Origin of the sequence: Embleya sp. NPDC127516 (assembly GCF_044765325.1) — a bacterium.
Classification (GTDB): domain Bacteria; phylum Actinomycetota; class Actinomycetes; order Streptomycetales; family Streptomycetaceae; genus Embleya.
In genome coordinates, this window is record NZ_JBIWJT010000003.1 from 161,046 (window position 1) to 185,261 (window position 24,216).

At 72.3% G+C, this 24,216-nt stretch carries 17 protein-coding genes; 9 read left to right on the forward strand and 8 right to left on the reverse strand.

What is annotated here, in order from left to right; genetic code table 11:
* Positions 1-60: 60 nt before the first annotated feature.
* From ACIRL2_RS05995 to ACIRL2_RS06005, 3 genes are all read right to left on the reverse strand, one after another.
* Positions 61-1,128, reverse strand: a complete 1,068-nt coding sequence (locus ACIRL2_RS05995; RefSeq protein ID WP_402230452.1) for a class I SAM-dependent methyltransferase — start codon at positions 1,126-1,128, stop codon at positions 61-63.
* Positions 1,129-1,324: 196 nt separating this feature from the next.
* Positions 1,325-2,218 carry an alpha/beta fold hydrolase gene (locus ACIRL2_RS06000; protein WP_402230455.1) on the reverse strand — a complete coding sequence of 298 codons (894 nt, stop codon included), beginning with the start codon at positions 2,216-2,218 and terminating at the stop codon, positions 1,325-1,327.
* A gap of 144 nt (positions 2,219-2,362) precedes the next feature.
* Complete coding sequence (locus tag ACIRL2_RS06005; protein ID WP_395866316.1) at positions 2,363-3,928, reverse strand: DEAD/DEAH box helicase; 1,566 nt, start codon at positions 3,926-3,928, stop codon at positions 2,363-2,365.
* Positions 3,929-4,348: 420 nt separating this feature from the next.
* Here ACIRL2_RS06005 and ACIRL2_RS06010 point away from each other — a divergent pair, with 420 nt between their 5' ends.
* Positions 4,349-5,029 carry a ferritin-like fold-containing protein gene (locus tag ACIRL2_RS06010; protein WP_395866314.1) on the forward strand — a complete coding sequence of 227 codons (681 nt, stop codon included), beginning with the start codon at positions 4,349-4,351 and terminating at the stop codon, positions 5,027-5,029.
* 109 nt (positions 5,030-5,138) lie between these two features.
* Here ACIRL2_RS06010 and ACIRL2_RS06015 read toward each other — a convergent pair whose 3' ends face one another.
* The 3 genes from ACIRL2_RS06015 to ACIRL2_RS06025 form a co-directional block, all read right to left on the reverse strand.
* Positions 5,139-5,369 carry a DUF3107 domain-containing protein gene (locus tag ACIRL2_RS06015; RefSeq protein ID WP_395866525.1) on the reverse strand — a complete coding sequence of 77 codons (231 nt, stop codon included), beginning with the start codon at positions 5,367-5,369 and terminating at the stop codon, positions 5,139-5,141.
* A gap of 177 nt (positions 5,370-5,546) precedes the next feature.
* Positions 5,547-6,185 carry a TetR/AcrR family transcriptional regulator gene (locus ACIRL2_RS06020; protein WP_395866312.1) on the reverse strand — a complete coding sequence of 213 codons (639 nt, stop codon included), beginning with the start codon at positions 6,183-6,185 and terminating at the stop codon, positions 5,547-5,549.
* A 218-nt stretch (positions 6,186-6,403) separates the two neighbouring features.
* Positions 6,404-6,649, reverse strand: coding sequence for a hypothetical protein (locus tag ACIRL2_RS06025; protein WP_395866310.1), 246 nt, complete (start codon positions 6,647-6,649; stop codon positions 6,404-6,406).
* A gap of 227 nt (positions 6,650-6,876) precedes the next feature.
* Between ACIRL2_RS06025 and ACIRL2_RS06030 the strand changes: the two genes are divergently transcribed.
* The 3 genes from ACIRL2_RS06030 to moeZ all read left to right on the forward strand — a co-directional run bounded on the left by ACIRL2_RS06030 (position 6,877) and on the right by moeZ (position 11,076).
* On the forward strand, positions 6,877-7,818 hold the full coding sequence (locus tag ACIRL2_RS06030; protein WP_395866308.1) for an alpha/beta fold hydrolase: 942 nt from the start codon (positions 6,877-6,879) through the stop codon (positions 7,816-7,818).
* A gap of 10 nt (positions 7,819-7,828) precedes the next feature.
* On the forward strand, positions 7,829-9,736 hold the full coding sequence (locus ACIRL2_RS06035; RefSeq protein ID WP_402230459.1) for a DUF3152 domain-containing protein: 1,908 nt from the start codon (positions 7,829-7,831) through the stop codon (positions 9,734-9,736).
* Positions 9,737-9,867: 131 nt separating this feature from the next.
* Positions 9,868-11,076 (forward strand): adenylyltransferase/sulfurtransferase MoeZ, encoded by a 1,209-nt coding sequence (gene moeZ / locus ACIRL2_RS06040; RefSeq protein WP_395866305.1) that lies wholly within the window; start codon positions 9,868-9,870, stop codon positions 11,074-11,076.
* An 84-nt stretch (positions 11,077-11,160) separates the two neighbouring features.
* On the opposite strand, the gene ACIRL2_RS06045 is transcribed toward moeZ, so the two are convergent.
* Complete coding sequence (locus tag ACIRL2_RS06045; protein WP_402230461.1) at positions 11,161-13,503, reverse strand: YbhN family protein; 2,343 nt, start codon at positions 13,501-13,503, stop codon at positions 11,161-11,163.
* Positions 13,504-13,716: 213 nt separating this feature from the next.
* Here ACIRL2_RS06045 and ACIRL2_RS06050 point away from each other — a divergent pair, with 213 nt between their 5' ends.
* From ACIRL2_RS06050 to ACIRL2_RS06070, 5 genes are all read left to right on the forward strand, one after another.
* The gene (locus tag ACIRL2_RS06050; protein WP_395866301.1) at positions 13,717-14,073 is read left to right on the forward strand and encodes an MGMT family protein; all 357 of its coding nucleotides are present in this window, start codon (positions 13,717-13,719) and stop codon (positions 14,071-14,073) included.
* 225 nt (positions 14,074-14,298) lie between these two features.
* The gene (locus ACIRL2_RS06055; protein WP_402230463.1) at positions 14,299-17,544 is read left to right on the forward strand and encodes an ATP-dependent helicase; all 3,246 of its coding nucleotides are present in this window, start codon (positions 14,299-14,301) and stop codon (positions 17,542-17,544) included.
* Between the two features lie 138 nt (positions 17,545-17,682).
* On the forward strand, positions 17,683-18,399 hold the full coding sequence (locus ACIRL2_RS06060) for a hypothetical protein (protein WP_395866297.1): 717 nt from the start codon (positions 17,683-17,685) through the stop codon (positions 18,397-18,399).
* Between the two features lie 73 nt (positions 18,400-18,472).
* Positions 18,473-21,976, forward strand: a complete 3,504-nt coding sequence (locus ACIRL2_RS06065; protein ID WP_402230465.1) for a UvrD-helicase domain-containing protein — start codon at positions 18,473-18,475, stop codon at positions 21,974-21,976.
* Between the two features lie 117 nt (positions 21,977-22,093).
* A complete protein-coding gene (locus ACIRL2_RS06070; RefSeq protein ID WP_402230468.1) occupies positions 22,094-23,254 on the forward strand; it encodes a PP2C family protein-serine/threonine phosphatase in 1,161 nt (386 codons plus the stop codon).
* Positions 23,255-23,267: 13 nt separating this feature from the next.
* Here ACIRL2_RS06070 and ACIRL2_RS06075 read toward each other — a convergent pair whose 3' ends face one another.
* Positions 23,268-24,122, reverse strand: a complete 855-nt coding sequence (locus ACIRL2_RS06075) for an endonuclease/exonuclease/phosphatase family protein (protein ID WP_395866291.1) — start codon at positions 24,120-24,122, stop codon at positions 23,268-23,270.
* Between the last annotated feature and the right edge of the window lie 94 nt (positions 24,123-24,216).

The following is a 24,216-nucleotide window of genomic DNA, read 5'->3' on the forward strand; positions in this document are numbered from 1 at the left end:
ACCGGGGACGCGTGGTCGCGGACCGGCGCTCCCACCGTTCGCCGCGTGTGGTCGGGCCGGTCAGCCCTTCCGGGCCGCGTAGTACACGTTGAGGAAGTCGCCCTCCAGGGAGTGGCTCTCGATGTCGGTGAAGCCGACGCTCGTGAGCGCGGCGCGGGCGGCCTGTCGGCCCCACACCGTGCCCAGGCCCTCGCCGCCCTCACCCAGCGAGACGGTCATGCAGTAGAAGACCGAGAACGTGTACAGCCCCGGACCCAGGGGATGGTCGAGGTTCTCCTCCAAGCGGCTGGAGGCGTTGACCTCGCCCATCAGGAACACGCCGTCCTCGCGCAGCGCGTCGGAGATCGCCGCCAGCGTGCGGGTCGGCCGGGCCAGGTCGTGGATCACGTCGAACGCGGTGATCAGGTCGTGCGAGCCGAGCGGCTCGGCCGCGTCGACCACCGCGAACTCGGCATTGTCCAAGCCCAGTTGCTCGGCCTCGCGGCGCGCGGCGGCGATGCCCTGGGGGGAGATGTCCACGCCCTTGACCCGGCTCTTCGGGAACGCCCGGGCCAGCACGTTCACCACGTGCCCCTGACCCGTCCCCACGTCCAGCACGTCGATACCCGCCGTCAGGCGCTCGGTCAGCCCGGGCACCATCGGCAGTACGCCCCGCACCAGCGCCGCGTCCCAGATCCGGCCGGACTCCTCGGCCTGGAGCGCCTGGAAGCGCGGATAGGCCGAGTACGGCACGCCGCCGCCCTGCCGGAACGCGTTGACGACCTGCTGCTCGACCTCGCCCATCAGCGCCAGGTACTGGGTCAGGCCGGCCAGGTTCTCCGGCCCGGCCGCGCGGGTCAGCGACGCCGCGTGCTCGGGCGGCAACCGATACGTGGCCGTCTCCGGGAAGTACTCGACGATCCCGCCGACGACCATGCCGCCCAGCCACTCGCGCACGTAGCGCTCGGTCAACCCGCAGGACCGGGCGATCTCCTCGCTCGTCGCGGCCGGCATCCCGGCCATCGTGTCGAACAGCCCGGTCTGGTGGCCGACGCTGGTCAGGAAGGCCAGACAGGCGTCGTCGAAGATGTCGAGCATCCGTCCCGCGAAGGCTTCCCGTCGCGCGGGGTCGACGTCGATGACGGTCATGGCAACTCCCGATCGGTCGGCTCGACGGGAGCCGCCGTGGGTGCGCGAACCCCTGTGCATCCGGGGTGTGGTCACCCGGGATGTCCGGACACCGAGAGCACGGGCGACGCCCGCGGGGACACAAATGTCTCCTTGCCACGCTACGCCCGATCCGGCGGGCTCGAGGCCCCGGACCCGCCGCCGCTCGGGTCCGGGTTCAGGCCCGATCCGCGTACGCCGGCACGCTCACCCAGAAGTCGGCCAGGGCCGCCGCCGTGGCGTCGGGCGATTCCACGTTGGGGGAGTGGTGCGTGTCCGGGATCACCACGTGCGGTACGCCCAGGCGCTCGGCCATCTCGGCCTGCCAGGGCAGCGGCCACGCGTAGTCCTCGACGCCGGAGACCACCAGCGCGGGCAGGCCGGCGGCCACGAGCGCGGCCAGTTCGGCCACCCGGTCGGGTTCGGTGCGCAGTTGTTCGGCCATGCCGAGCAGGCCCTCGGGGGTGGTGCCCAGCCAGCGGGCGCGCACGAATTCGGCGATCACCGGGTCGGCGGGCGGTAGCAGACCCTCCTGAAGTTCCACGGCCCGCATCGCGTCCCACACCTCCTGCCGGGAGAGCACCGGGAGCACCTCCTCGAGCAGCAGGAGCCGGGTGATCTCGTCCGGGCAGATCGCCGCCGGGCCGGTGCTCATCAGGGTCAGCGAGGCCAGCCGGTGCGGCGCGCGCAGGGCCACCGAACGGCACACCAGGCCGCCGAAGGAATGCCCCACCAGATGGATCGGTTCGCCCGGGGCCACCGCGTCGGCGATCGCGAGCACGTCCGCCACGAGCGCGTCGCGGGTGTACGCCGCCGGATCCGTCGGACCCTCGGTCTCGTACTGGCCGCGCTGGTCCACGGACACCGTATGGAAGCCGCGTCGCGCCAGCGGGTCGCCGAGCGCGATGAAGTCCTCCTTGCTGCCGGTGAACCCGGGCACCAGCACGGCGGTGCCCAGGCGCGGCGCGGCGGTCGGCGGGGCGGACTCCAGGACGGCGAATCGTCCGCGCCCGGTCGCCAGGCGACGGGAGCGGACGGTCCCGGGCAAGGTCAGAAAGCGTGGCGTACTCACGCCTTCGAGCCTACTTACCCGCAGGTACGACAATGGCCTCCGCCGCGAAGCGCGGACGTGATCGTCCACACTCAACACCGGAGGCCGTCGGCTTCATGTTCGAGCCGATCTTCGAGCCGGCCGTCGAGCGTCGGCCCTCGTGGGTCAGCCCTCGTCGGTCGCCACGGCGCCGGCCTCGGCACCCTCGGGACGGCGACGGGTGCGACGACGGCGACGGCGCGGCACGCGCTCGCCGTCCGCGTCCGCGTCGACGGCCGGGCCGTCGGCGGGAGCCGCCTGGGCAGGCACGGTCGACGGTTCGACGAACGTCGCGGTCGGGTCGAGCACGACGGCCTCGCCGGTCTCGCCGTTGACGCGACGGCGACGGCGCGAGCCCGGTGCCCGACGGCGGCTGGGGTCGCTCGCCTCGGCGTCGGCCGAGGACGGGCCCGAGGCGGCCGGCCCGGACGCGGCGGGACCGCTGCGGCTGCGCCCACCGGTGCCCTTGCGGCCCGAGTTGCCCCGGCTGTTCTTGCCGGTCTCGCCCAGGTCCTCGACGTCCTCCGCGCCCAGGCCCGCACGGGTGCGGTCGGCGCGCGGCAGCACGCTGCCCACGGTGGTGGGGATGTCCAGGTCGGTGAACAGGTGCGGCGAGGTCGAGTAGGTCTCGACCGGTTCGGCGAAGCCCAGGTCCAGCGCCTTGTTGATCAGGCTCCAGCGCGGGATGTCCTCCCAGTCCACCAGTGTCACCGCGGTGCCGGAGGCGCCCGCGCGGCCGGTGCGACCGATCCGGTGCAGGTAGGTCTTCTCGTCGTCGGGGCACTGGTAGTTCACCACGTGGGTGACACCCTCGACGTCGATTCCGCGGGCCGCGACGTCGGTGGCCACGAGCACGTCCACCTTGCCGTTGCGGAACGCGCGCAGCGCCTGCTCCCGCGCACCCTGACCGAGGTCGCCGTGCACGGCGGCGGAGGCGAAGCCGCGCTCGGCCAGGCCCTGGGCCAGGTCGGCCGCGGTGCGCTTGGTCCGGCAGAACACCATCACCAGGCCGCGCCCGTTGGCCTGGAGTACCCGGGCCATCAGCTCGGGCTTGTCCAGGCCGTGCGCGCGGTAGACGCGCTGCTGGACCGACTTGACGGTGGCGCCCGCGTCGTCCGGCTCGGACGCGCGGATGTGCGTGGGGCGGCTCATGTAGCGGCGCGCGAGGGTGATGATCTGACCCGGCATGGTGGCCGAGAACAACATCGTCTGGCGGCGGGCCGGGAGGCGCTCGACGATCTTCTCGACGTCGGGCAGGAAGCCCAGGTCGAGCATCTCGTCGGCCTCGTCCAGCACCAGCATTTTGACCTCGGACAGGTTCACGTGACCCTGTCCGACCAGGTCCAGCAGTCGACCCGGGGTGCCGACGACGACGTCGACGCCCTTCTTGAGCGTGTCGATCTGCGGCTCGTACGCCCGCCCGCCGTACACGGCCAGCACGCGCACGTTGCGCAGCTTGCCGGCGGCCTGGAGGTCGTTGGTGACCTGTACGCACAGCTCGCGCGTGGGCACCACGACCAGGGCCTGCGGCGTACGCCCGGCAACCGTGCCGGCGGGCGCGCGGCCCGCCTCGATGTCGGCCGCGACGGTGATCCGCTGCAGCAGCGGGATGCCGAAGCCGAGGGTCTTGCCCGTTCCGGTCTTGGCCTGGCCGATCACGTCGTTGCCGGACAGGGCGACCGGAAGGGTCATCTCCTGGACGGGAAAGGCCTCGATGATGCCGAGCGCCTCGAGGGCCTCGGCGGTCTCCGAAAGTACTCCGAGTTCGCGAAAAGTTGTCAGGGGTCCAGCCTCTTCTGTGTGTTTGGGGGCCGTCCGTACCGAAAGCGGGTCGAGACCATGGCGCCCACCGAAATTGCGGGGCGCTCCACGGGACCTCTCGCCTTCGGGCGGCCACCCGAGCGGGTCGGTCGGAGCCAGTCGTCCTCCGACCGGGCATCCGCGTTCACTACCACTGTACCCGGCGAGGTGCGGCCGGTGGGGTGATGCTCATTACTGCTTGTCCGGAGATGGGCGACTCCGCCCGGACGTGGTGCCCCCGTGACCATGGTGCGCTCACTACGCTGCGTACTTGTGAACACTGGGGCGGCGGGCACGGACGAAGGGGCCGACATGAGCGCAGGTACGGAGCCGACCGGGGAGATGCGGGCCGCCGTGATCGAACTGCTCGGCGTACTCGCCTACGGCGAGATCACCGCCTTCGAGCGGCTCGCCGAGGACGCCAAGATGGCGCCGACGGTGGACGACAAGGCCGCGCTGGCCGCGATGGCGGTGGCCGAGTTCCAGCACTACACCCTGCTGCGCGATCGCATCGCCGCACTGGGCGCGGACCCGGCCGCCGCGATGGATCCGTTCATCGCGCCGCTGGACGAGTTCCATGTGCACACCGCGCCCGCCGACTGGCTGGAGGGCCTGGTCAAGGCGTACGTGGGCGACGGCATCGCGGCCGACTTCTACCGCGAGGTGGCCGCGCACCTGGACGAGGTCAGCCGGGATCTGATCGTCGAGGTGCAGCGCGACACCGGGCACTCGGCCTTCGTGGTCGACGCGGTGCGCTCGGCGATCGAGCGCGACCCCAAGGTGGCGGGCCGGCTCGCGTTGTGGGGGCGGCGGCTGATGGGCGAGGCGCTCAGCCAGGCGCAGCGGGTCGCCGCGGAGCGTGACGTGTTGTCCACGATGCTGATCGGCGGCGGGGCGGGCCCGGGCTTCGACCTGGCCGAGATCGGGCGGATGTTCAACCGGATCACCGAGGCGCACCAGCAGCGGATGGCCGCGCTCGGCCTGGCGTCCTGACCCGGAGCGGGCGCCCCGAAAACATTGCCGAAAACCCGAGAGTGGGTGGGTCCGCACGCGGATCCACCCACCCTCGGGTCGTGCGGGTGCCGGTGTCGGCACCCGGTGCTCAGGCGTTGGCGCCGAAGCCGACCTTGCGCGCCGACGACTCGCCGATCTCGACGTAGGCGAGGCGGTCGGCGGGCACGATCACCCGGCGGCCCTTCTCGTCCGTCAGGGACAGCAGCTTGGACGCCCCCGACAGCGCGTCGGCGATGGCCCGCTCGACGTCCTCCGGGTTGTCCGTGCTCTCCAGCACCAGTTCCCGCCCGGCGTGCTGTACGCCGATCTTGATCTCCACGGCTGTCCCTCCGGCCTTGAAATTCTGGAGATCGGCGCCGCGACGACCGCGGGCCGTACCCATTCCAGCAGGCTAGTCGAGAGCCGGGGTCACCCCACGCCATGACGGGTACGCCGAACGCGAACGCCGGACGGGAACAAGCGCGTCCTGGGCCCGACGCCGCAGGTCGGCGGGCGTTCAGTGCTGCGGGTCGTCCTTGCGCGGGAACCGCGAGATGCCGCGCCAGGACAACGACGAGACCAACAGCGAGGCGGCGTCGCGCGGGATGGTCGCGCCGCGCGCGATCCAATAGCGCGCGGTGACCTGCGCCATGCCGGTCAGGCCGATCGCCAGGAGCATCGACTCCTCCTGACCGAGCCCGGTGTCCTCGGCGATGATCTTGCTCACCGCCTCGGCGCACATCTCGCTGACCCGCTCGACGCGCTCGCGCACGGCGCTCTCGTTGGTCAGATCCGATTCGAAGACCAGACGGAACGCGCCGCCGTCGTCGTCGACGAACGCGAAGTAGGCGTCGACCGTGGCGGCCACGCGGAACTTGTTGTCGTGCGTCGACTCCAGCGCGCGCTGCACCGCCGCGAACAGCGCCTCGCAGTGCTGGTCGAGCAGCGCCAGATACAGCTCCAACTTGCCGGGGAAGTGTTGGTACAGCACGGGCTTGCTGACGCCGGCGCATTCGGCGATGTCGTCCATCGCGGCCGCGTGGTAGCCCTGCTTGACGAAGACTTCCTGGGCGGCGCCGAGGAGTTGCGTCCTGCGCGCGAGCCGGGGCAGCCGGGTACCGCGAGGACGGGGGTCCGCATCCTGGATGGCTGTCACGGGGCTCCTCAAGGTGTCGCTCAACGTGTCGCGGACACCGGATGGTTCGGTGATCCGGCGGGTCTCTCCACCACGTCATCCTACTTTCGGGTAACCCAGGGCGTAAGTTTCGTGGCGCAACGAAACAGGATCCCGCGCCTGTCACAACCCCCGCAAGGGGGCGCGTGAAGTGCGCGGAGGGTGCTCGCGAGCCCTGGGCGACGGTTCGGAATCGACGCTCATCGATAGTCGTCGTCCTCCTGGCGCCCGACTCCTCGGCGCTGCTCGGTCGCGTCCGCGGGGTCCACGCCATCGGGCACCGACTCCCATACGGGATCGCCGTCACCGTCGTCCGCCACCACCGCGGTGTGCTGATCCACCGCGTCCGGAACCGGAATCTCGGGGTCGTCGGCCGTCTCGTCGGAGAGTGCGGCGTCACCTTCCGTGACGTCTTCGAACTCGGGGGTTTCGTCGATGCGGTACATACGGCCTCCCTGCCCGTGCGGTGCGCCGCTATGCGGGCTTCCCGCAAGTCCATGATCCGCCCGGCGTGCGTTGCCGCACTTTCGGGATCGATGTCGAAACGTGATGTGGGAAGCGTTTACAGTGACGTCATGAAACAGGGCATAAGAGTCGAGAGCACCCGGGCCGACGAAGCCGGTCGAGGCATCCGCCCTTCCGTCTCAGTGATCATCTCGTAATATTGCCCACCGTGACGACCATCAGCCCCGCAAGCGAAGCCGACGCGACGCCTTGGCCTGCGCGTACGGTCGAAGTCGCCACCGGCAGCGAGGTCGTGGTGCGCCGCGACGCGCTCCGCGACGCCGACCTGCCACCCGCGATGATGATCCACGGCCTCGGCGGCTCCTCCCTGAACTGGACGGAACTGGCCGCCGAACTGCGGTCGGATCTTTCCGTGGAGATGATCGACCTGCCCGGGTTCGGGTATTCGCCGCCGCCGCGGAACGGGGACTACTCGATCTCCGCGCACTGTCGTGCGGTCGAGGGCGCGATCCTGTCGCTGCGCAAGGGTCCGGTGCACGTGTTCGGCAATTCGATGGGCGGCGCGGTGGCCACCCGGCTCGCCGCGCGACGCCCGGACCTGGTCCGCACGCTGACCCTGATCTCGCCCGCGCTGCCGGACCTGCGGGTGCGTACGTCGGTGCTGCCGACGGCGATGCTCGGTGTGCCCGGCGTGGGTCGCGCGTTGCTGCGGCTCAGCCGCAACATGACGCCCGAGCAGCGCACCCGGATGTCGATCGCGATGATGTACGGCAACCCGGACACGGTCGGCGACAAGGCATTTGCCGACGCCGCCGCCGAGTACCGGCGCCGACTCGAACTCCCGTACATGATGGACGCGTTCTCGCACTCGACCCGGTCGGTCATCGGGGCCTACCTGGAGCGCGGCGAGCGGGCGTTGTGGCGGCAGGCGGCCGACGTGCGGGCGTCGACGCTGCTCGTCTACGGGCGCCGGGACAGATTGGTCGACCCGCGCATGGCCAAGCGCGCGACCGAGACGTTCCCGGACGCACGACTGCTGGTGGTGCCCGACTCCGGGCACGTGGCCATGCTCGAACACCCCCGCGTGGTGGCCCGGGGTTTCCGCGATCTTCTCGACGGGGCCCTATCGCCGTCGAACGTGGTGGGGTGAACGCAGACTCATGGGACGTCACTCGGGAACGCAGACGAGCGTGCAGTACGGCGGTGAGGGGTTGCCGGACGACGCACTGTCCGGCGGCTACGCGGCGGTGCCGCAGCAGGGCGCGTACGGGCAGGTGCAGCAGGACGGATACGCCGGCGGCCTGATCGACACCTCGTACGCAGGCGCGTATCCCGGGCAGGACACCGGCTATCACGGCTACCCCGCGGACCCCGGCTACGGCGGCTACCAGGCCGCTCCGCAGGAGGGCCTGGGCTACGACGGCGGGCAGCAGCACGGCTGGGAGCACCCCGCGCCGGAGGCCGGCTCCGGGACCTGGACCGCGATCGGGACGATGCCCGGCGAGCCCGCGCACTGGGACGACCCGCTGGAGCCGTACGGCGCGCAGGCCGCCTCGGGCGGCTACGCGGCACAGACGTTCGGCGCGGACACCTTCGGCACCGACACCTTCAACACCGACGGGTTGGGCACCGATACGTTCGGCGCGACCGCGTTCGCGGCCGGCTCGTTCGGCGGCGACGCCTACGGCGCGGACTCCTACGGCGCCGACCCGTACGCCACCGGCGGCTACACGGCGGTGGGTCACGCGAACGACCTGTACGCCGCGGACGGCTACCCCAGCGGCATGCACGCGGTCGTCGAGGCGCCCGCCGCGCCGATGTACGACACCACCACGTTCGAGCCGCAGAGCTTCGTCGGCTACGGCTACGACACGACGGGCGCCTACCAGGCCGTGTCGCCCGTGCGCGATCCGCTGGTGGACGCGCTGTACGAGATGCCCGCCGAGGCGGCGGAGGCGGCCGGTCCCGGTGCCGGGCAGTATGCGATGGAGGCCGAGCCGTGGGCCGTGTCGGCCCCCGAACTCGACCTGGAACAACTCTCGTTCGCGACCGAACCGGGCGAGGACTTCGCGGACGCGGAGTCGGCGTACGAGGTGGAGCCCGAGCCGGAGTACGGCTTCGAGCCGGACGCCGGGAGTGCCCCGCCCAAGGGCCGCGCGCAGACCCGGCGGGCGAACCGTCCCGCGCCGCGCAAGGGCCGGCGCACGCTGGTCGCGGCGAGCGGCGCGGTGGTCACCGGCGCGGTGCTCGCCGGCGCGGTCGTGCTCCAGATGCCCGACGAGGGCACGTCGAGCCAGGCCTCCGGCGACGACCAGGCCGGGCCGGGTGCCGCGCCTCGGCCCACCGACCAGGCCGCGTCGCGCTCCTCGGATCGCGACCCGGTCGCGCAGGGCGGTGCCTCGTCGTTGCCGCTGCCCACACCCGCGTCGCCGACCACCACCGACCAGCTCACCGTGCGCTTCCCGCTCGATCCCAAGCTCGGCCTGAGCGGCAGCTTCGACACGGTGCCCGGCAAGGAGGCCGCGCCCGGCCCCGGCCGCAAGTACACGTACGCCGTGGAGATCGAGCAGGGCCTGCAACTGGACGGCGAGCTGTTCGCCACCACGGTGCAGAAGACCCTGAACGACAAGCGCAGTTGGGCCACCGGCGGATTGACCTTCGAGCGCACCGACAACTCGCCGAAGGCGGACTTCGTGGTGCGGCTGGCCAGCCCGCAGTCGGTGCACAAGGCGTGCACCCCGATCGTGGGCGACACCAGCGCGGACAACGTCTCGTGCGACGCGTACGGCACCCGGTACGTGATGATCAACGCGTGGCGCTGGGCGCAGGGCTCGACCGCCTACGGAGACGACATCGTCGGCTACCGGCAGATGCTGATCAACCACGAGGTCGGGCACCGGCTCGGGCACAACCACGAGAAGTCCTGCGGCGCGGGCGGCATCGGCTCGGACCTGGCTCCGGTGATGATGCAGCAGACCAAGACCCGGGTCGCCAGTGAGGGTGCGATGAAGGGCGAGACCTGCGAGGCCAACCCGTGGCCGTACCCGACGGGCAAGCTCACCAAGTAGACCCGGCCGAGCCGCTCCGGGCGCCGTCGAAGGCGCCCGGAACGCATTCGCGCGCGCGAATCTCACGGACCGGACCCGGTGCCCGGGAATCGGGACGAGCGTGGCACTGTTGCGGTAGGAAAAGAGCCGAGATGAACAGTCCGACCATCGGAGTTTCCGTGTCGCAGCTACCACCCCTGGTCGAGCCGGCCACCGAGCTGACCGTCGACGAGGTCCGTCGTTACTCGCGCCACCTGATCATCCCCGACGTCGGGATGGACGGGCAGAAGCGGCTGAAGAACGCCAAGGTGCTCTGTGTGGGCGCCGGTGGCCTGGGCTCGCCGGCGCTGATGTACCTCGCCGCGGCCGGTGTCGGCACCCTCGGCATCGTCGAGTTCGACACCGTCGACGAGTCGAACCTGCAGCGTCAGATCATCCACGGACAGAGCGACATCGGTCGGTCCAAGGCCGAGTCCGCGCGCGACTCGGTCAAGGAGATCAACCCGTACACCAAGGTCGTCCTGCACGAAGAGCGGCTCGAGGCCGACAACGTGATGGAGATCTTCGGGCAGTACGACCTGATCGTCGACGGCACGGACAACTTCGCCACCAGGTACCTGGTCAACGACGCCTGTGTACTGCTGAACAAGCCGTACGTGTGGGGTTCGATCTACCGCTTCGACGGCCAGGCCAGCGTGTTCTGGTCCGAGCACGGCCCGTGCTACCGCTGCCTGTACCCGGAGCCCCCGCCGCCGGGCATGGTGCCCTCGTGCGCCGAGGGCGGCGTGCTGGGCGTGCTGTGCGCCTCGATCGGCTCGATCCAGGTCAACGAGGCGATCAAGCTGCTGATGGGCATCGGCGAGCCGCTGGTCGGCCGGCTGATGATCTACGACGCGCTGGAGATGACGTACCGCACCGTCAAGGTGCGCAAGGACCCCGAGTGCGCGGTGTGCGGGAAGAACCCGACCGTGACCGAGCTGATCGACTACGAGGCGTTCTGCGGCGTGGTCTCCGAGGAGGCCCAGGAGGCCGCGCTCGGTTCGACCATCACGCCCCGCCAGCTCAAGGAATGGCTCGACGCGGGCGAGAACATCGACCTGATCGACGTTCGTGAGCCGGGCGAGTACGAGATCGTCAGGATCCCGGGTTCGCGGCTGATCCCGAAGAACGAGTTCCTGATGGGCCGGGCCCTGGAGGAACTGCCGCAGGACAAGCGGATCGTGCTCAACTGCAAGACGGGCGTGCGCTCGGCCGAGGTGCTGGCGGTGCTCAAGAGCGCGGGCTTCGCCGACGCGGTGCACGTGGGCGGCGGCGTGATCGGATGGGTCAACCAGATCGAGCCGGAGAAGCCGGTCTACTAGGTCCTCGGGGCCGGATGCCCCCGAACGCCGGACGGGCCGATTCCCATCGGCCCGTCCGGCGTTTTTTCGGACCGTGGCGAGGGCTCAGATCGCCTGTTTGCGTTGCAGGTGGGTGAAGGCGAGCCAGCCGGGCAGCACCGGCAGCCAGAAGGTCAGGAAGCGGTAGAGCAGCACGGCGGCCGTCGCGGTCTCGAACGGCAGGCGAGCGGTGCTGGTCAGGCCCGCGATCAGGGCCGCCTCGACCGCGCCGATGCCGCCCGGGGTGGGTGCGGCCGAGCCGATCGCGTTGCCGGCCAGGAAGACCACCGCGATCGCGGCGAAGTTGGCCGAGCCGCCGAAGGCCCGCACGCTGGCGTCCAGACACAGGATGAAGGACAGCGTGAGCAACACCGTGCCGCCGAGGCCGGCCGCGAGCTTGGTCGGGGTCTGGAGCACGTCCAGCAGACGCGGCACGATGCCGGAGAAGAGTTGGCGCAACTGCTTGACGATCCAGCGCCGCAGCGGCGGTACGGCCATCACCAGCAGCGTCACCAGGGCCAGGACCAACAGGCCCGCGATCACCGCGCCCGACGGCGCGAAGGACGGCGTCTCGGCGGTGCCCGCGATGTAGCCGAAGAAGGCCAACAGGCCGACGTGGAAGACCAGGCCGCCCAACTGCGAGACGCCCACGCTCGCGGCGGCGAGGGTGGGCGGGATGCCGGCCTTCTGCAGGTAGCGGGTGTTCAACGCGACGCCGCTGACCGCCGGTGGCGCGACCAACTTCACGAACGAACCGGCGAGTTGCACCACGGTGGTGCGAAACAGCGACAGCCGTTCCGGGACGAAGCCGAGCAACATCAGCGCCGCGCACACGTAGCTGAGCGAGGAGGCCAGCAGGCCGATCGCCGCCCAGCCCCAGTTCGCGCTGTCGAAGATCTCGCCCAGGTCGACGTGGCTGAGCTGGGACAGCAGGAAATAGCCCGCGAACGCGCTGGCCACCACGGTGACCAGGGTGCGCGCGCGGACCCGCTCCAGGCGGACCGGCTCGACCTCGGCCTGCGGACGCAGCTCCAGGATCTGCTCGCGGATCCGGGAGAGCAGGTTCTTGTCCTTGCGCAGCACCGCACGGGTGCTGCGGCTGAGCGCGACCTTCTGCAACAGCGGCAGGCACGCGGCCACGGTGTCCGCGCCGAGCACCTCCGCGGCGGTGTGCACCGCGCGCTCCTCGCCCACCCGCAGCGCGATGGTGGTGAGCAACTGCGCGGTGTCGATCCGCAGCGCCAGATCGCCGGAGGCGATCTCGCCGGCTCGCAGGTCCACCAGCCACGGCTCCCCGGCGCCGTCCACCAGGATGCTCTCGGCGACCAACCGCCGGTGGGTGAGCCGGTGTGCCTGGAGCAGCCCCAGCAGTCCCCACAGTCGGGCCAACAGCTCGTCGGTGAGCTCGTCGTCCTCGAGGGTGTCCAGGGTGCGGCCGGGCACGTGCGCGTAGGCGAGCAGCGCGGCGTCCGGGCCGACCTCCGTGGTGGCCACCAGACGCGGCGCGCGCACCCCCGCGTCGGCGCAGGCGTACGCCATCAGCGACTCCTGCTCCAGCGCGCGGCGGGTGGACAACACGGTGCGGCGCTGGGTGACCCCGCGCAGCACCAGGCGGCGGTAGAAGCGGTAGATCGCGCCGGATGCCTGCTGGTCGCGGTCCAGCACGGTGACGTCCAGCAGCCGTTCGTCGGCCAGCCGGACCGCGTAGCGGCGGGTCTCCTCGGGGCCGTCGTCGGTGCGCACGCAGGACAACGCGACCAGGCCGAACCGGCGCAGCGCGGCGACCACCGACTCGGCCGGCGGCCGGGTGTTGGGCAGGCCGACCGCGTACAGCGTGGCGTAGGCGATGGTGCGGCCGAACAGCACGCTGGTGAGCAGCGCGACGGGTGTGGTGTACCCGCCGACCAGGACGGTCGCCGCGTTCAGCAGGAGCAGCGTCCACACCACCAACTGCCAGCGCGGTCTGCGGACCAGACCGACCGCGGTGACGTAGGCGACGATCGGCGCCAGGTAGCCGTGGACCGGGTCGGTCCAGCCGCTCCGCGGCAGCGGCAGCGGGCGGGTGAGCGCGTCGCGCAGCGCCTCGGGGCCGGGGCCGGTGATCCACCAGTCCAGGCCGAGTGAGGCCAGGTAGGTCATGGCGGCGGCGATCACCCCGTCGGCGACCCGCAACCCGTCCCGGCTGATCAGGCGTTCGATCCCGTAGGCCACCGGCACCACGAGCACCGCGACGGCGAACACCCCGCCGGAGAGGTTGAGCAGTAGGTGCGGCGTGCTGTTCTGGGCGCCGCGGACGATGTCCGATTCCAGGCCCGAGGTGGTCTGCCGGGCGATACTGGCCAGGAAGAAGACCACGCCGAGGGTGAGCACACCGAGCAGGACTCGGATCAAATCGGACGATCGGTGCACACGCAGCGGTTGCGAGGGCTCGACTACGAGGGCGCGCCCGTTCCCGGGGGCCCCCGTCGCGATCGTTCCGTCATGCTCTCGAATCACCCGTCACCACCGCGTCGATGGTGCCACGACCCGCGCCCGGGTTTGCGCCCGGCCGCGCCGAAGTGCGGCCGAAAGGGGCGGGCGGTCGTCCGACCCCGTGTCCGACGACTCTGTCACCATGTGCGGATGAGTGACCCTAACCCCTTCGCCGAGCGGGTGCTCGACCTGGTCGAGCGCATCCCGCCCGGGCGGGTGATGGCCTACGGGGACGTCGCCGAGGCCCTCCAGGAAGGCGGCCCACGGCAGGTCGGCCGCGTGATGGCGCTGTACGGCGGCGGGGTGCCGTGGTGGCGGGTGGTGCGCGCGGACGGCTCGTTGCCGTCGAGCCACGCGGTGCGCGCGCCCGGGCACTACCGGGCCGAGGGCACGCCGTTGCGTTCGGGCGGCGAGCGGGTGGACATCGGGCGGGCACGCTGGGTGCCGGCGCCCGACGAGGTGCCCGCGCAGGTGCCCGCCGACCGGGAGGATCCGCCGATCTCCTGACCGCGCGGGGTGGGCCGGGTCACAGTGGTCGCGCCCCGATCCGCGCCCGGAAGTCCTGTGTGCTCCCGGGGCGAGCGGGCCGGGTGTGATCTGATGGGCATCGGCCGCGCCCTGCCGACCGGGGCGCGGCCGACCCACCGCGACCGAGACCGCTGTCCGACCTGTCGACGGCGCGGCCCGTGCAGACACAGGATTCGACGGCGACCCGAAGGCACTTTCGGCCAGATGACCACCCCGACCCCGGCGTACCGCCTGCGGCGCACCCCCGTGGCCCCGCCCGCGCCCGTGATACCCGACGACTATCAGCGTGCCGTCGTCGAGCACCGCGGCGGGCCGCTGCTCGTGCTCGCGGGTCCCGGCACGGGCAAGACCACGGTGCTCGTGGAGGCGGTCGCCGAGCGGGTGGCGCGTGGGATCCGGCCGGAGGAGATCCTGGTCCTGACCTTCGGTCGCAAGGCGGCGGGCGAGTTGCGCGACCGGTTGACCGCGCGGCTGCGCGCCGCCGGGGCGCGGACCGCGGCGGTGCCGACCGCGACCACGTTCCACTCGTTCTGCTACGCACTGGTGCGCGAACACCAGCCGGCCGAGTTGTTCAGCTATCCGCTGCGCCTGTTGACCGGTCCCGAGCAGGACGTGTTCGTGCGCGAACTGCTCGCGGGCGGGGTCGAGGAGGGCAGCCAGAGCTGGCCCGCCGAGCTGCGTGCGGCGGTGGGCACCCGGGGCTTCGCCGACGAGGTGCGTGCGGTGATCGCGCGCAGCCGCGAACTCGGGCTCGATCCGGACGCGTTGGCCCGGTTCGCCAAGGACACCGGGCGTCGGGACTGGGGGGCCGCGGCCGACTTCCTCGCCGAGTACCTGGACGTGATCGACGCGCAGGGCGTGGTCGACTACGCCGAACTGGTGCACCGCGCGGTGTTGCTCGCCGAGCGGCCGGAGACCGCCGAGATCCTGCGCGGGCGCTACAAGGCGGTGTTCGTCGACGAGTACCAGGACACCGACCCGGCGCAGGTGCGCCTGCTGGCGGCGCTGGCCGGGGACGGGCGGGACCTGATCGCGGTGGGCGACCCGGACCAGTCCATCTACGCGTTCCGCGGCGCGGACGTGAACGGCATCCTCGACTTCCCGCACCGGTTCCCGCGTGCCGACGGCGAGCCCGCGGACATCGTCGTGCTGCGCACCTCGCGCCGGGCGCCGGCCGGGCTGCTGGCCGCGTCCCGGGTGGTCACCCAGCGCATGCCGCTGAGCCGGCTGCCCGGCGACCGGGTGCGCGCGCACCGCGAGTTGATCCCGTCGGTGTCGGGTGAGCGGGATCCGAGCCGGGTCGAGGTGTACACGTACCCCACGCCCGGCGCGGAGTTGGACAACATCGCCGACATCCTGCGCCGCGCGCACCTGGAGGAGGGTGTGCCGTGGGGGGAGATGGCCGTGCTGGTGCGCTCGGGCGCGCGTTCGATCCCGGGTCTGCGGCGGGCGCTGTCGGCCGCCGGGGTGCCGCTGGAGATCGCCGGCGACGAGTTGCCGATCGCGGCCGAGCAGGCGGTGTCGCCGCTGTTGACCGCGCTGCACGTGGCGGCGGATCCGAACGTGTTGGACGCGGAGACCGCGCGCGCGTTGTTGCAGTCCCCGCTGGGGGGGTTGGACGCGGGCGATCTGCGGCTGCTCGGGCGGGCGCTGCGGGCCGAGGAGCGGGCCGCGTCGGGCGCCTCGGTGACCAGTACCCGGCCCTCCGCCGAGCTGATCCGGGACGCGCTGGCCGAGCCCGGGCAACTGGTCGGGATAGAGCAGCGGGTCGGCGGCGGCGCGTTGCGCCTGGGCATGCTCGTCCGCAAGGCGCGCGAGGTGCTCGCGGGCGGCGGCAGCACCGAGGACGCGCTGTGGGAGCTGTGGCAGGGCACGCCCTGGCCCGGACGGCTGGAGCGCGCGGTGTTGCGCGGCGGTACCGCCGGGCGCAACGCGGACCGCGACCTGGACGCGGTGGTGGCCCTGTTCGAGGTGGCCGCCAAGGCCGAGGAGCGGGCCGGCCATCGGGGCGCGCTGAACTTCCTGGCCGAGCTCAAGGCCCAGCAGATCCCCGGCGACCGGCTCGACGACAGCGCGCTGCGCGGCGAGTCGGTGCGCTTGCTGACCGCGCACCGGGCCAAGGGCCTGCAGTGGCGCCTGGTGGTGGTGCACGGGGTGCAGGAGGGGCTGTGGCCGGACCTGCGTCGCCGGGGTTCGCTGCTGGAGGCGGACCGGATCGGTTCGGACGGCCTGGCCGAACCGCTGTCGCCGGGCGCGCTGCTCGCCGAGGAGCGGCGGTTGTTCTACGTCGCGGTCACCCGGGCGAAGGAGCGGCTGGTGGTGACCGCGGTCGACTCCAGCTACGACGACGGCGACCAGCCCTCGCGCTTCCTGGAGGAGCTGGGGGTCACGCCGGTGGAGGTCAAGGAGCGGCCCCGGCGTCCGCTGTCCACCTCGGCGCTGGTGGCCGAGCTGCGGTCGGCGGCGGTGGATCCGCTGGCGCCCGCCGTGCTGCGCCGGGCCGCCGCGCGGAGGTTGGCCGCGCTCGCGGACCTGCGCGACGACGAGGGTCATCCGCTGGTGCCGGCCGCGCACCCGGACCGGTGGTGGGGGCTGGTGGCGCCGACGGATCCGGGGGTGCCGATCCGGGATCCGGACGGCGCGGTGCGCTTGTCCGGCAGTTCGGTGGCCAAGGTGCGCGACTGCGCGCTGAGCTGGTTTCTGGGCAGCGAGGTGCACGCGGACTCGCCGCGTTCGGCGGCGCTGGGCTTCGGCAACGTGGTGCACGCGCTCGCGGACGAGGTGGGTACCGGCGCGACCGCGGCCGAGTTGCCGGTGCTGATGGACCGGCTGGACCGGGTGTGGGACGCGTTGGCGTTCGACGCGCCGTGGCAGTCCGAGCAGCAGAAGGACGAGGCCCGGACGGCGCTGGAGCGGTTTTTGTCCTGGCACACCCACGAACGGCACCGGGTGGTCGCGGCCACCGAGCACGGCTTCGAGGTCGAGCTGACCGCGGGCGAGTACCGGGTGGTCATCCGGGGCTCGATGGACCGGGTCGAGCGCGGCGAGGACGGCCTCGCGTACGTGGTCGACTTCAAGACCGGGCGTCGGCCGCCGACGCGCACCGAGATCGAGGACCACCCGCAACTCGCGGTGTACCAGGTCGCGGTCGCGGCCGGCGCGCTCGACGATCTGCCCGGTTTCGAGGGCGGGCGACCGGCCTCCGGCGGTGCCGAGTTGATCCAGTTGCGCACGCCGGAGAAGGGCGACGCCGAGCAGCCGCTGGTGCTGGCCCAGGACCCGCCGCTGCCCGGACCGGACGGCGGGACGTGGGTGGGCGGGTTGCTGGCGGACGTGGCCGGCCGGATCATCGGCGAGCGGTTCACCCCCAGCACGGGTTCGCACTGCGACATGTGCGATTTCCGCAAGTGTTGCAGCGCGCGTCCGGAGGGACGGATGACGGTCGACTAGCCGGTGTGGCCGGTTCCGACGCATCCGCCTGTCGGCATTTCCCCGTGAAGCCGTACGTATCGGGGCGGTTGATCATGCTTTCTTTGCCATGGCCATACTCGTGCGCAGGCCCCTCCGGTCCCCGAGTCAAGGAGTTTCGTGCGCACTGCACGTATGTTTGCGATCGTCCCCGTCGTCGCTGTCGCCTTCGCCGGGCTGACCGCCTGTGGCGGTTCGGAGGCGAAGTCGAACGCCGGAACCGACGCCAAGACGTTGGCCGACGAGGCGCAGCGGCTGCTCGAGTCCGTCGCCGACTACAAGATGGTCGGTGGTGGTCGGGACGAGGAGACCAGGATCGAATGGGACCTGTGCATCCGCAACGGCGCGGACGTGCAGGGCAGGATGGTCATCGACGGCGACCCGGTCGAGATGATCATCGTCGGCAAGGACCAGTACATGAAGGCCGACTCGGCCTTCTGGAAGAAGTCGATGAGCGACACCGTCCCGGCCGCGGTCCTGGATCGGGCCGTGGCCGTGGTGTCCGGCAAGTGGGTCAAGACCCCGGTGGACGACGAGGACGGCGGCCCCGGCAGCATGGCCGACTTCTTCGACGGCTCCACCGACGGGGTGAGCAAGGGCGAGCCGGTCAAGATCGACGGCGTGAAGGTGATCCCGCTCAGCAAGAAGGACGAGGACGGCGTCACGACCACCGTCTATGTGCGGGAGAAGGGCAAGCCCTACCCCTACCTGGCCAAGTCCGAGGGCGACGGCGACATGTCGGTGAAGTTCACCAAGGGCAAGAGCAAGTGCGAGCCCACCGCGCCGGCCGAGTCGATCACCAAGGAAGAACTGAAGGGCCAATTCAAGGACGCGTGATCGGGCGCCGCGCCCGGACACCGGCCCCGTACCGCGACCGCTCCTGTCGCCGTGCGGGGCTAGTCTTCCTCCGGTGCACGCCGTACTGACCGACCCGGACGACCTGTGTCGTCTTCTGGGGATCCCCTTCACACCGGAGCAGCTCGACGCGGTGCTCGCGCCGCTGAGCCCCGGGGTGATCGTGGCCGGGGCCGGATCCGGCAAGACCACGGTGATGACCGCGCGGGTGGTGTGGCTGGTGGGCACCGGTGCGGTGCGTCCCGACCAGGTGCTCGGCCTCACCTTCACCAACAAGGCCGCCGGTGAGCTGGCGCAGCGCGTGCGCAAGGCGATCGGGCAACTGCGCGGCGGCGAGATCCCGGCCGACGAGGACGCCGGCGAGCCCACCGTGTCCACGTATCACGCGTTCGCCGGCCGGCTGCTCCAGGAGCACGGGCTGCGGATCGGCCTGGAACCCTCCGCCCGGTTGCTCGCCGACGCGACGCGCTATCAGCTCGCCGCCCGGGCCGCGCGCACCGCGCGGGGCCCGTTCCCCACGCTGACCGGCCGGCTGCCCGACGTGGTGGCCTCCGTCCTGCATTTGGGCGGCGAACTCGCCGAGCACCTGGTGCCCGTCCACCGGCTCCAGGAGTGGGACCGGGCCTTCGTCGCCGACGTCGAGGCCGCCGCGAAGCCCTCCGCCGCCGCGCGCAAGGCCGCCGACGCCGCGCGCAACCGGCTCGACCTGACCCGCCTGGTCGACGCGTACGCCCACGCCAAGAGCGGCCGCGACCTGCTCGACTTCGGCGACCAGATCGCCTACGCGGCCAGGATCGCCGGCGAGCGGCCCGAGGTCGGCGAGATCCTGCGCGACACCTACAAGGTCGTGCTCCTGGACGAGTACCAGGACACCTCGGTGGCCCAACGCGTGCTGCTGCAGGGGCTGTTCGGGCACGGCCACCCGGTGACCGCGGTGGGTGACCCGTGCCAGGCGATCTACGGCTGGCGCGGTGCCTCGGTCGCCAACATCCACGACTTCCCGATGCACTTCCCGCAGCGCGACGGCACCCCCGCGGCCCGCTACGCGCTGTCCGAGAATCGGCGTAGCGGCGGCCGGATCCTGGCCTTCGCCAACGACCTCTCCGAGCCGTTGCGCACCCCCGAGAGCGGCGTGGAGGCGCTGCGCCCGGGCCCCGGCGCCGAGCACGAGGGGTGGGCCGTCGCGGCGCTGCTGCCCACCCACCGTGCGGAGATCGACTGGCTCGCGGACCGGATCGGTACCGCGATCGGCACCGTCCTGGACAAGAACGGCGACCCGATCACCCCCGGCGACGTCGCCGTGCTCGCGCGCACCGCGGCCGACTTCGCGGACATCCACGCGGCGCTGGTGCGCCGCGACATCCCGGTCGAGGTGGTGGGCCTGTCCGGGCTGCTGCACCTGCCCGAGGTGGCCGATCTGGTGGCCGTGTGCGAGGTGCTCGACGACCCCACCGCCAACTCCGCGCTGGTGCGTCTGCTGGCCGGGCCGCGCTGGCGGATCGGGCCGCGCGACCTGGCCCTGCTCGGTCGCCGGGCCGCCGAACTGGTCCGCGTCGATCGGGCCGGCGCCGACGACGCGGACGCGCGCCTGGAGGAGGCGGTGGCCGGGATCGACCCCACCGAGGTGGTCTCGCTCTCCGACGCGCTCGCCGACCCCGGCGAGCACCACCCCTTCTCGGCCGAGGCGCGCCGCCGGTTCGCCCGGGTCGCCACCGAGATCCGCGACCTGCGCCGGCACCTGGGCGAGCCGCTGATGGACCTGCTGCACCGGGTGCTGGCCGGTACCGGCCTGGAGGTCGAACTGTCCGCGTCGCCCGGCGCACTGGCCGCGCGCCGCCGGGAGACGCTGCACGCGTTCCTGGATGTTGCGGCGGGCTTCGCCGACCTGGACGGCGACCCCTCGCTCACCGCGTTCCTGGCCTTCCTGCGCACCGCCGCCGAACACGACAAGGGGCTGGACGGCAGCCTGCCCACGGCCGGCGACTCGGTGAAGGTGCTCACCGCGCACAAGTCCAAGGGCCTGGAGTGGGAGGTGGTGGTGGTCCCCGGGTTGATCGAGGGCGTCTTCCCGAGTGTGCGTACGCAGACCAAGTGGATCACCAACGGCAAGGCGCTGCCGCATCCGCTGCGCGGCGACGCGGACGCGCTCGCGGTGTTGCCGGACCTGACGCCCAAGGGCTTCAAGGCGTTCGACGCCGCGATGCGCGAGCACCAGGCGACCGAGGAGCTGCGCCTGGGCTACGTGACCTTCACCCGCCCCAAACAACTGCTGATCGCGTCCGGCCACTGGTGGGGGCCGACCCAGAAGAAGCCGCGCGGTCCGTCGGCGTTCCTCACCCGGCTCCGCGAACACTGCCGGGCCGGCAACGGCACCGTCGAGGTGTGGACGCCCGAACCCGCCGAGCCGGTCAACCCGTATCTGGCGGACACCCTCGAACACGCCTGGCCGCTGCCGCTGGACCCGACCGCGCTGGTGGAGCGCCGCCGGGCGGCCGACGCGGTGCTCGCCGAACTCGCCCGGCGCGAGGCCGCCCGACGGGTCGACCACGCGATGCAGCACCCGTCGGTCGAGCCCGAGTCCGAGTCCGAGTCCGAGTCCGAGCCTCGGATCGAACCCGAGCCCGAGTTCACCGTCGCCCCGGGCCCGGCCGACGACGAGCGGGTGCCGGTCGAGGTCTACGACGCCCACATCCCACCGGACCCGGAGCACGAGGCGCCGCCCCCGGAGGACGACCCCGGACCGCCCGCCCGCGACCTGCCCTCGCGCGACCACGACGACTCCCGCGAGCACACCGACGAGGTACGCGCCGGGCACCCGGCGGTCGAGGGCCCCGAGACCGGCGCCGCCGCCCGGTTCGAGCCCACCCCGGACGAGCTGGCCCTGATCGAGTCGTGGGACCGCGACCTGGTCCGGCTGGCCGAGGAACTGCGCCGCGGCCGATCCGGGGTGCGCGAGGTGCCGCTGCCCGCGACGTTGTCCGCGTCCCAGATGTTGCGCCTGTCCAACGACCCGGACGGCCTCGCGCGCGAACTGGCCCGGCCGATGCCGCGCCCGCCCGCCCCCGCGGCCCGCCGCGGCACCCGCTTCCACGCGTGGGTCGAGTCGTTGTTCGGCGAGCGCCCGCTGCTGGAACCGGACGACCTGCCCGGCGCGGCCGACGAGGAGATCACCGACGAGGCGGACCTGCTCGCGCTCCAGGAGGCGTTCCTGCGCACGCCCTACGCGCAGCGCGCCCCGTACCGGGTGGAGGCGCCCTTCCAGCTCTTCCTCGGCGGCCGGATCGTGCGCGGCCGGATCGACGCGGTCTATCGCGAGGGCACGGGGTTCGAGGTGGTCGACTGGAAGACCAACCGGGTGCAGAACGCGGACCCGCTCCAGCTCGCGGTCTACCGGTTGGCCTGGGCCGAATACGCCGACGTGCCGATCGAGGAGGTCTCGGCCGCGTTCTTGTACGTGCGCACCGGGGAACTCGTCCGGCCCAAGGGATTGCCCGGACGAGACGAACTGGAACAGTTGTTCACGGAAGGTGACGAACCGGGCCCGGGCCAGGGTTCTTGATCCGGAGGAAACCCCGGTCGGGTGACGATGGGCCCGATGCAGCCGGTTTCCGACACTCGTATGGTTTATGAGGATCGGCAGTACGGCGAACTTCGAACGGGACGGGATACGGCACCGGTGCGCGGAACAGCACAGACGAGACGGGCACTGCGGCTTGTCGGCGTCGCGGGTGATCGCCCCCTGCTGCCGGTGATCGGCCTGGTCCTGCGCCTGCTGTCGTTCCTGGTGATCTTCGCGGTGGTGGTGCTGGCCGCCGCTACGCCGGAGAACGTGCACGTGGGGCCGCTGCTCGCGGTCGCGCCCGCGCTGTCCGGACTCACCCAGACGGCCCCGCGCGGACCACTGATCACCGGGGCGGTGGCGGCCGTGGTGGCGGTGGCGCTGACCGCGCTCGGCCAGGGCCGAGGCGGCGGCGAGCCGTTCATCACGCTCGTGTCGATCGCGCTGGTGACCGCGACCGCGTGGGCCGGTGTACATGTGCGCATGCGCCAGGAACGCACCATCGAGGAGGTGCGCAGCGTCGCCGAGGCGGCCCAGGAGGTGCTGCTGCCCCAGGTGCCCCGGTCCATGGGCTCGCTCACCGTCGGTGTGCGCTACCGCGCGGCGGCGGCCGAGGCGCGGATCGGCGGCGACCTGTACGAGGTGGTGCCCACGCCGTTCGGTGTCCGGGTGGCCATCGGCGATGTGCGCGGCAAGGGGCTGGGCGCGGTGCGTACCGCCGCCGCGGTGCTCAGCGCGTTCCGCGAGGCGGCGTACGAGGAGCCGGACCTGCCGGGCGTGGCGCGGCGGCTCTCGGCGAGCCTGGAGCGTCGGCTCGGCGAGGACGACGAGGAGTTCGTCACGCTGATCCTGCTCGGCTTCCCGAGCGATGCCGCGTGTGTGGACATCCTCAACTGCGGCCACCCCGCGCCGCTGCTGCTGCGTGCCGGGCACGCGCAGGCGCTGGACCCGCCGGCCCCGACGCCGCCGCTGGGCATCCTGGACCTGCGCGAGTCGGACCTGCCGGTGCTGCGCGTGCCGTTGCTGCCCGAGGACCGGCTGCTGCTGTACACCGACGGGATCATCGAGGCGCGCAACGCGGCCGGCGAGTTCTACCCGCTGCCCGACCGCGCCCCCGACAGCCTGCCCGGCGTCGAGGACACCCTGGACCGGCTGGAGGCGGACGTGCAGCGGCACGTGGGCCACCCGCTCCAGGACGACGCGGCGATGGTGCTCCTGCGCTACCGGCCCGTGCTCGCCCGGCAGGACGGGCTGCGCGGGGCGCGCCTGAGCGCCTGAACCCCCGGCGCGCTCACCCCACGTTCACCTCCACCACCAGTGCGCAGTGGTCCGAGACGCCCAGCCGGACCGCCTCGGTGCGGCGCACCGCCTCGGGACCGATTCCGTGTCCGAGCACGTGGTCGAACTGGACCCTGGGGTGATACGAGGGATACGTGGGCACCCGGGCCAGCGACCGCCAGCGCACGGCTCCCGCCCCCGCGCCGCGACCGCGCCGACCCACCACCGCCTGCGGGATGCGCCCGGGCAGGTTGAAGTCGCCGAGCAGCAACTGCGGACCGGGCAGGTCGGCGGTGGAGCGGCGGATCCGGGCGAGCTGGGAGATGTTCCAGCCGGGCACGAAGGACAGGTGCGCCGCGAGCACCGTGAACGGTCCGTGCGGGCCCTCCACGACCGCCGCGAGCACCCCGCGGGGTTCGTCCGGCACGCGGGTCAGGCCGGGCCGGCCCTGCACCCGCAGCGGCAGGCTCAGCGGCGCGGCCGGGAAACGCCGGACCCGCCAGCGCGACACCGGCAGCCGGGACAACAGCGCGATGCCGTACCCGGGGCCGCCCTCGCCCCGCTCGTCCGCCGTGTACACCCGACGCTCGCCCGGCACCGGATCGTCCTCGGTCCAGCCCGACACGGGCGCCGGCACACCGTGCACCGAGGCCAGAAAGCGCCACTGCGACATGCCCAGCGCCTCGGCCGCGATCGCCGCCTGGTCCGCGCCGCCCGAGCGCTCCTGATGCCGGTCGACCTCCTGGAGGGCCACGATGTCCGCGTCGAGATCGGCCAGCGCGGCGCGCAGCCGCTCCGGGTCGGATTCGCCGTCGGCCAGGTCCATGCCGTGCAGCAGATTGAAGGTCGCGACACGCAACGTGGTCATCGCCCGACGGTAACCCCACCGGGTGCGGAGCGTGCGGCGATCGGCGCGCCGGCGCCCGGTGCCACCCGCCCGGGCGGCGGGCATATGGTCGAAT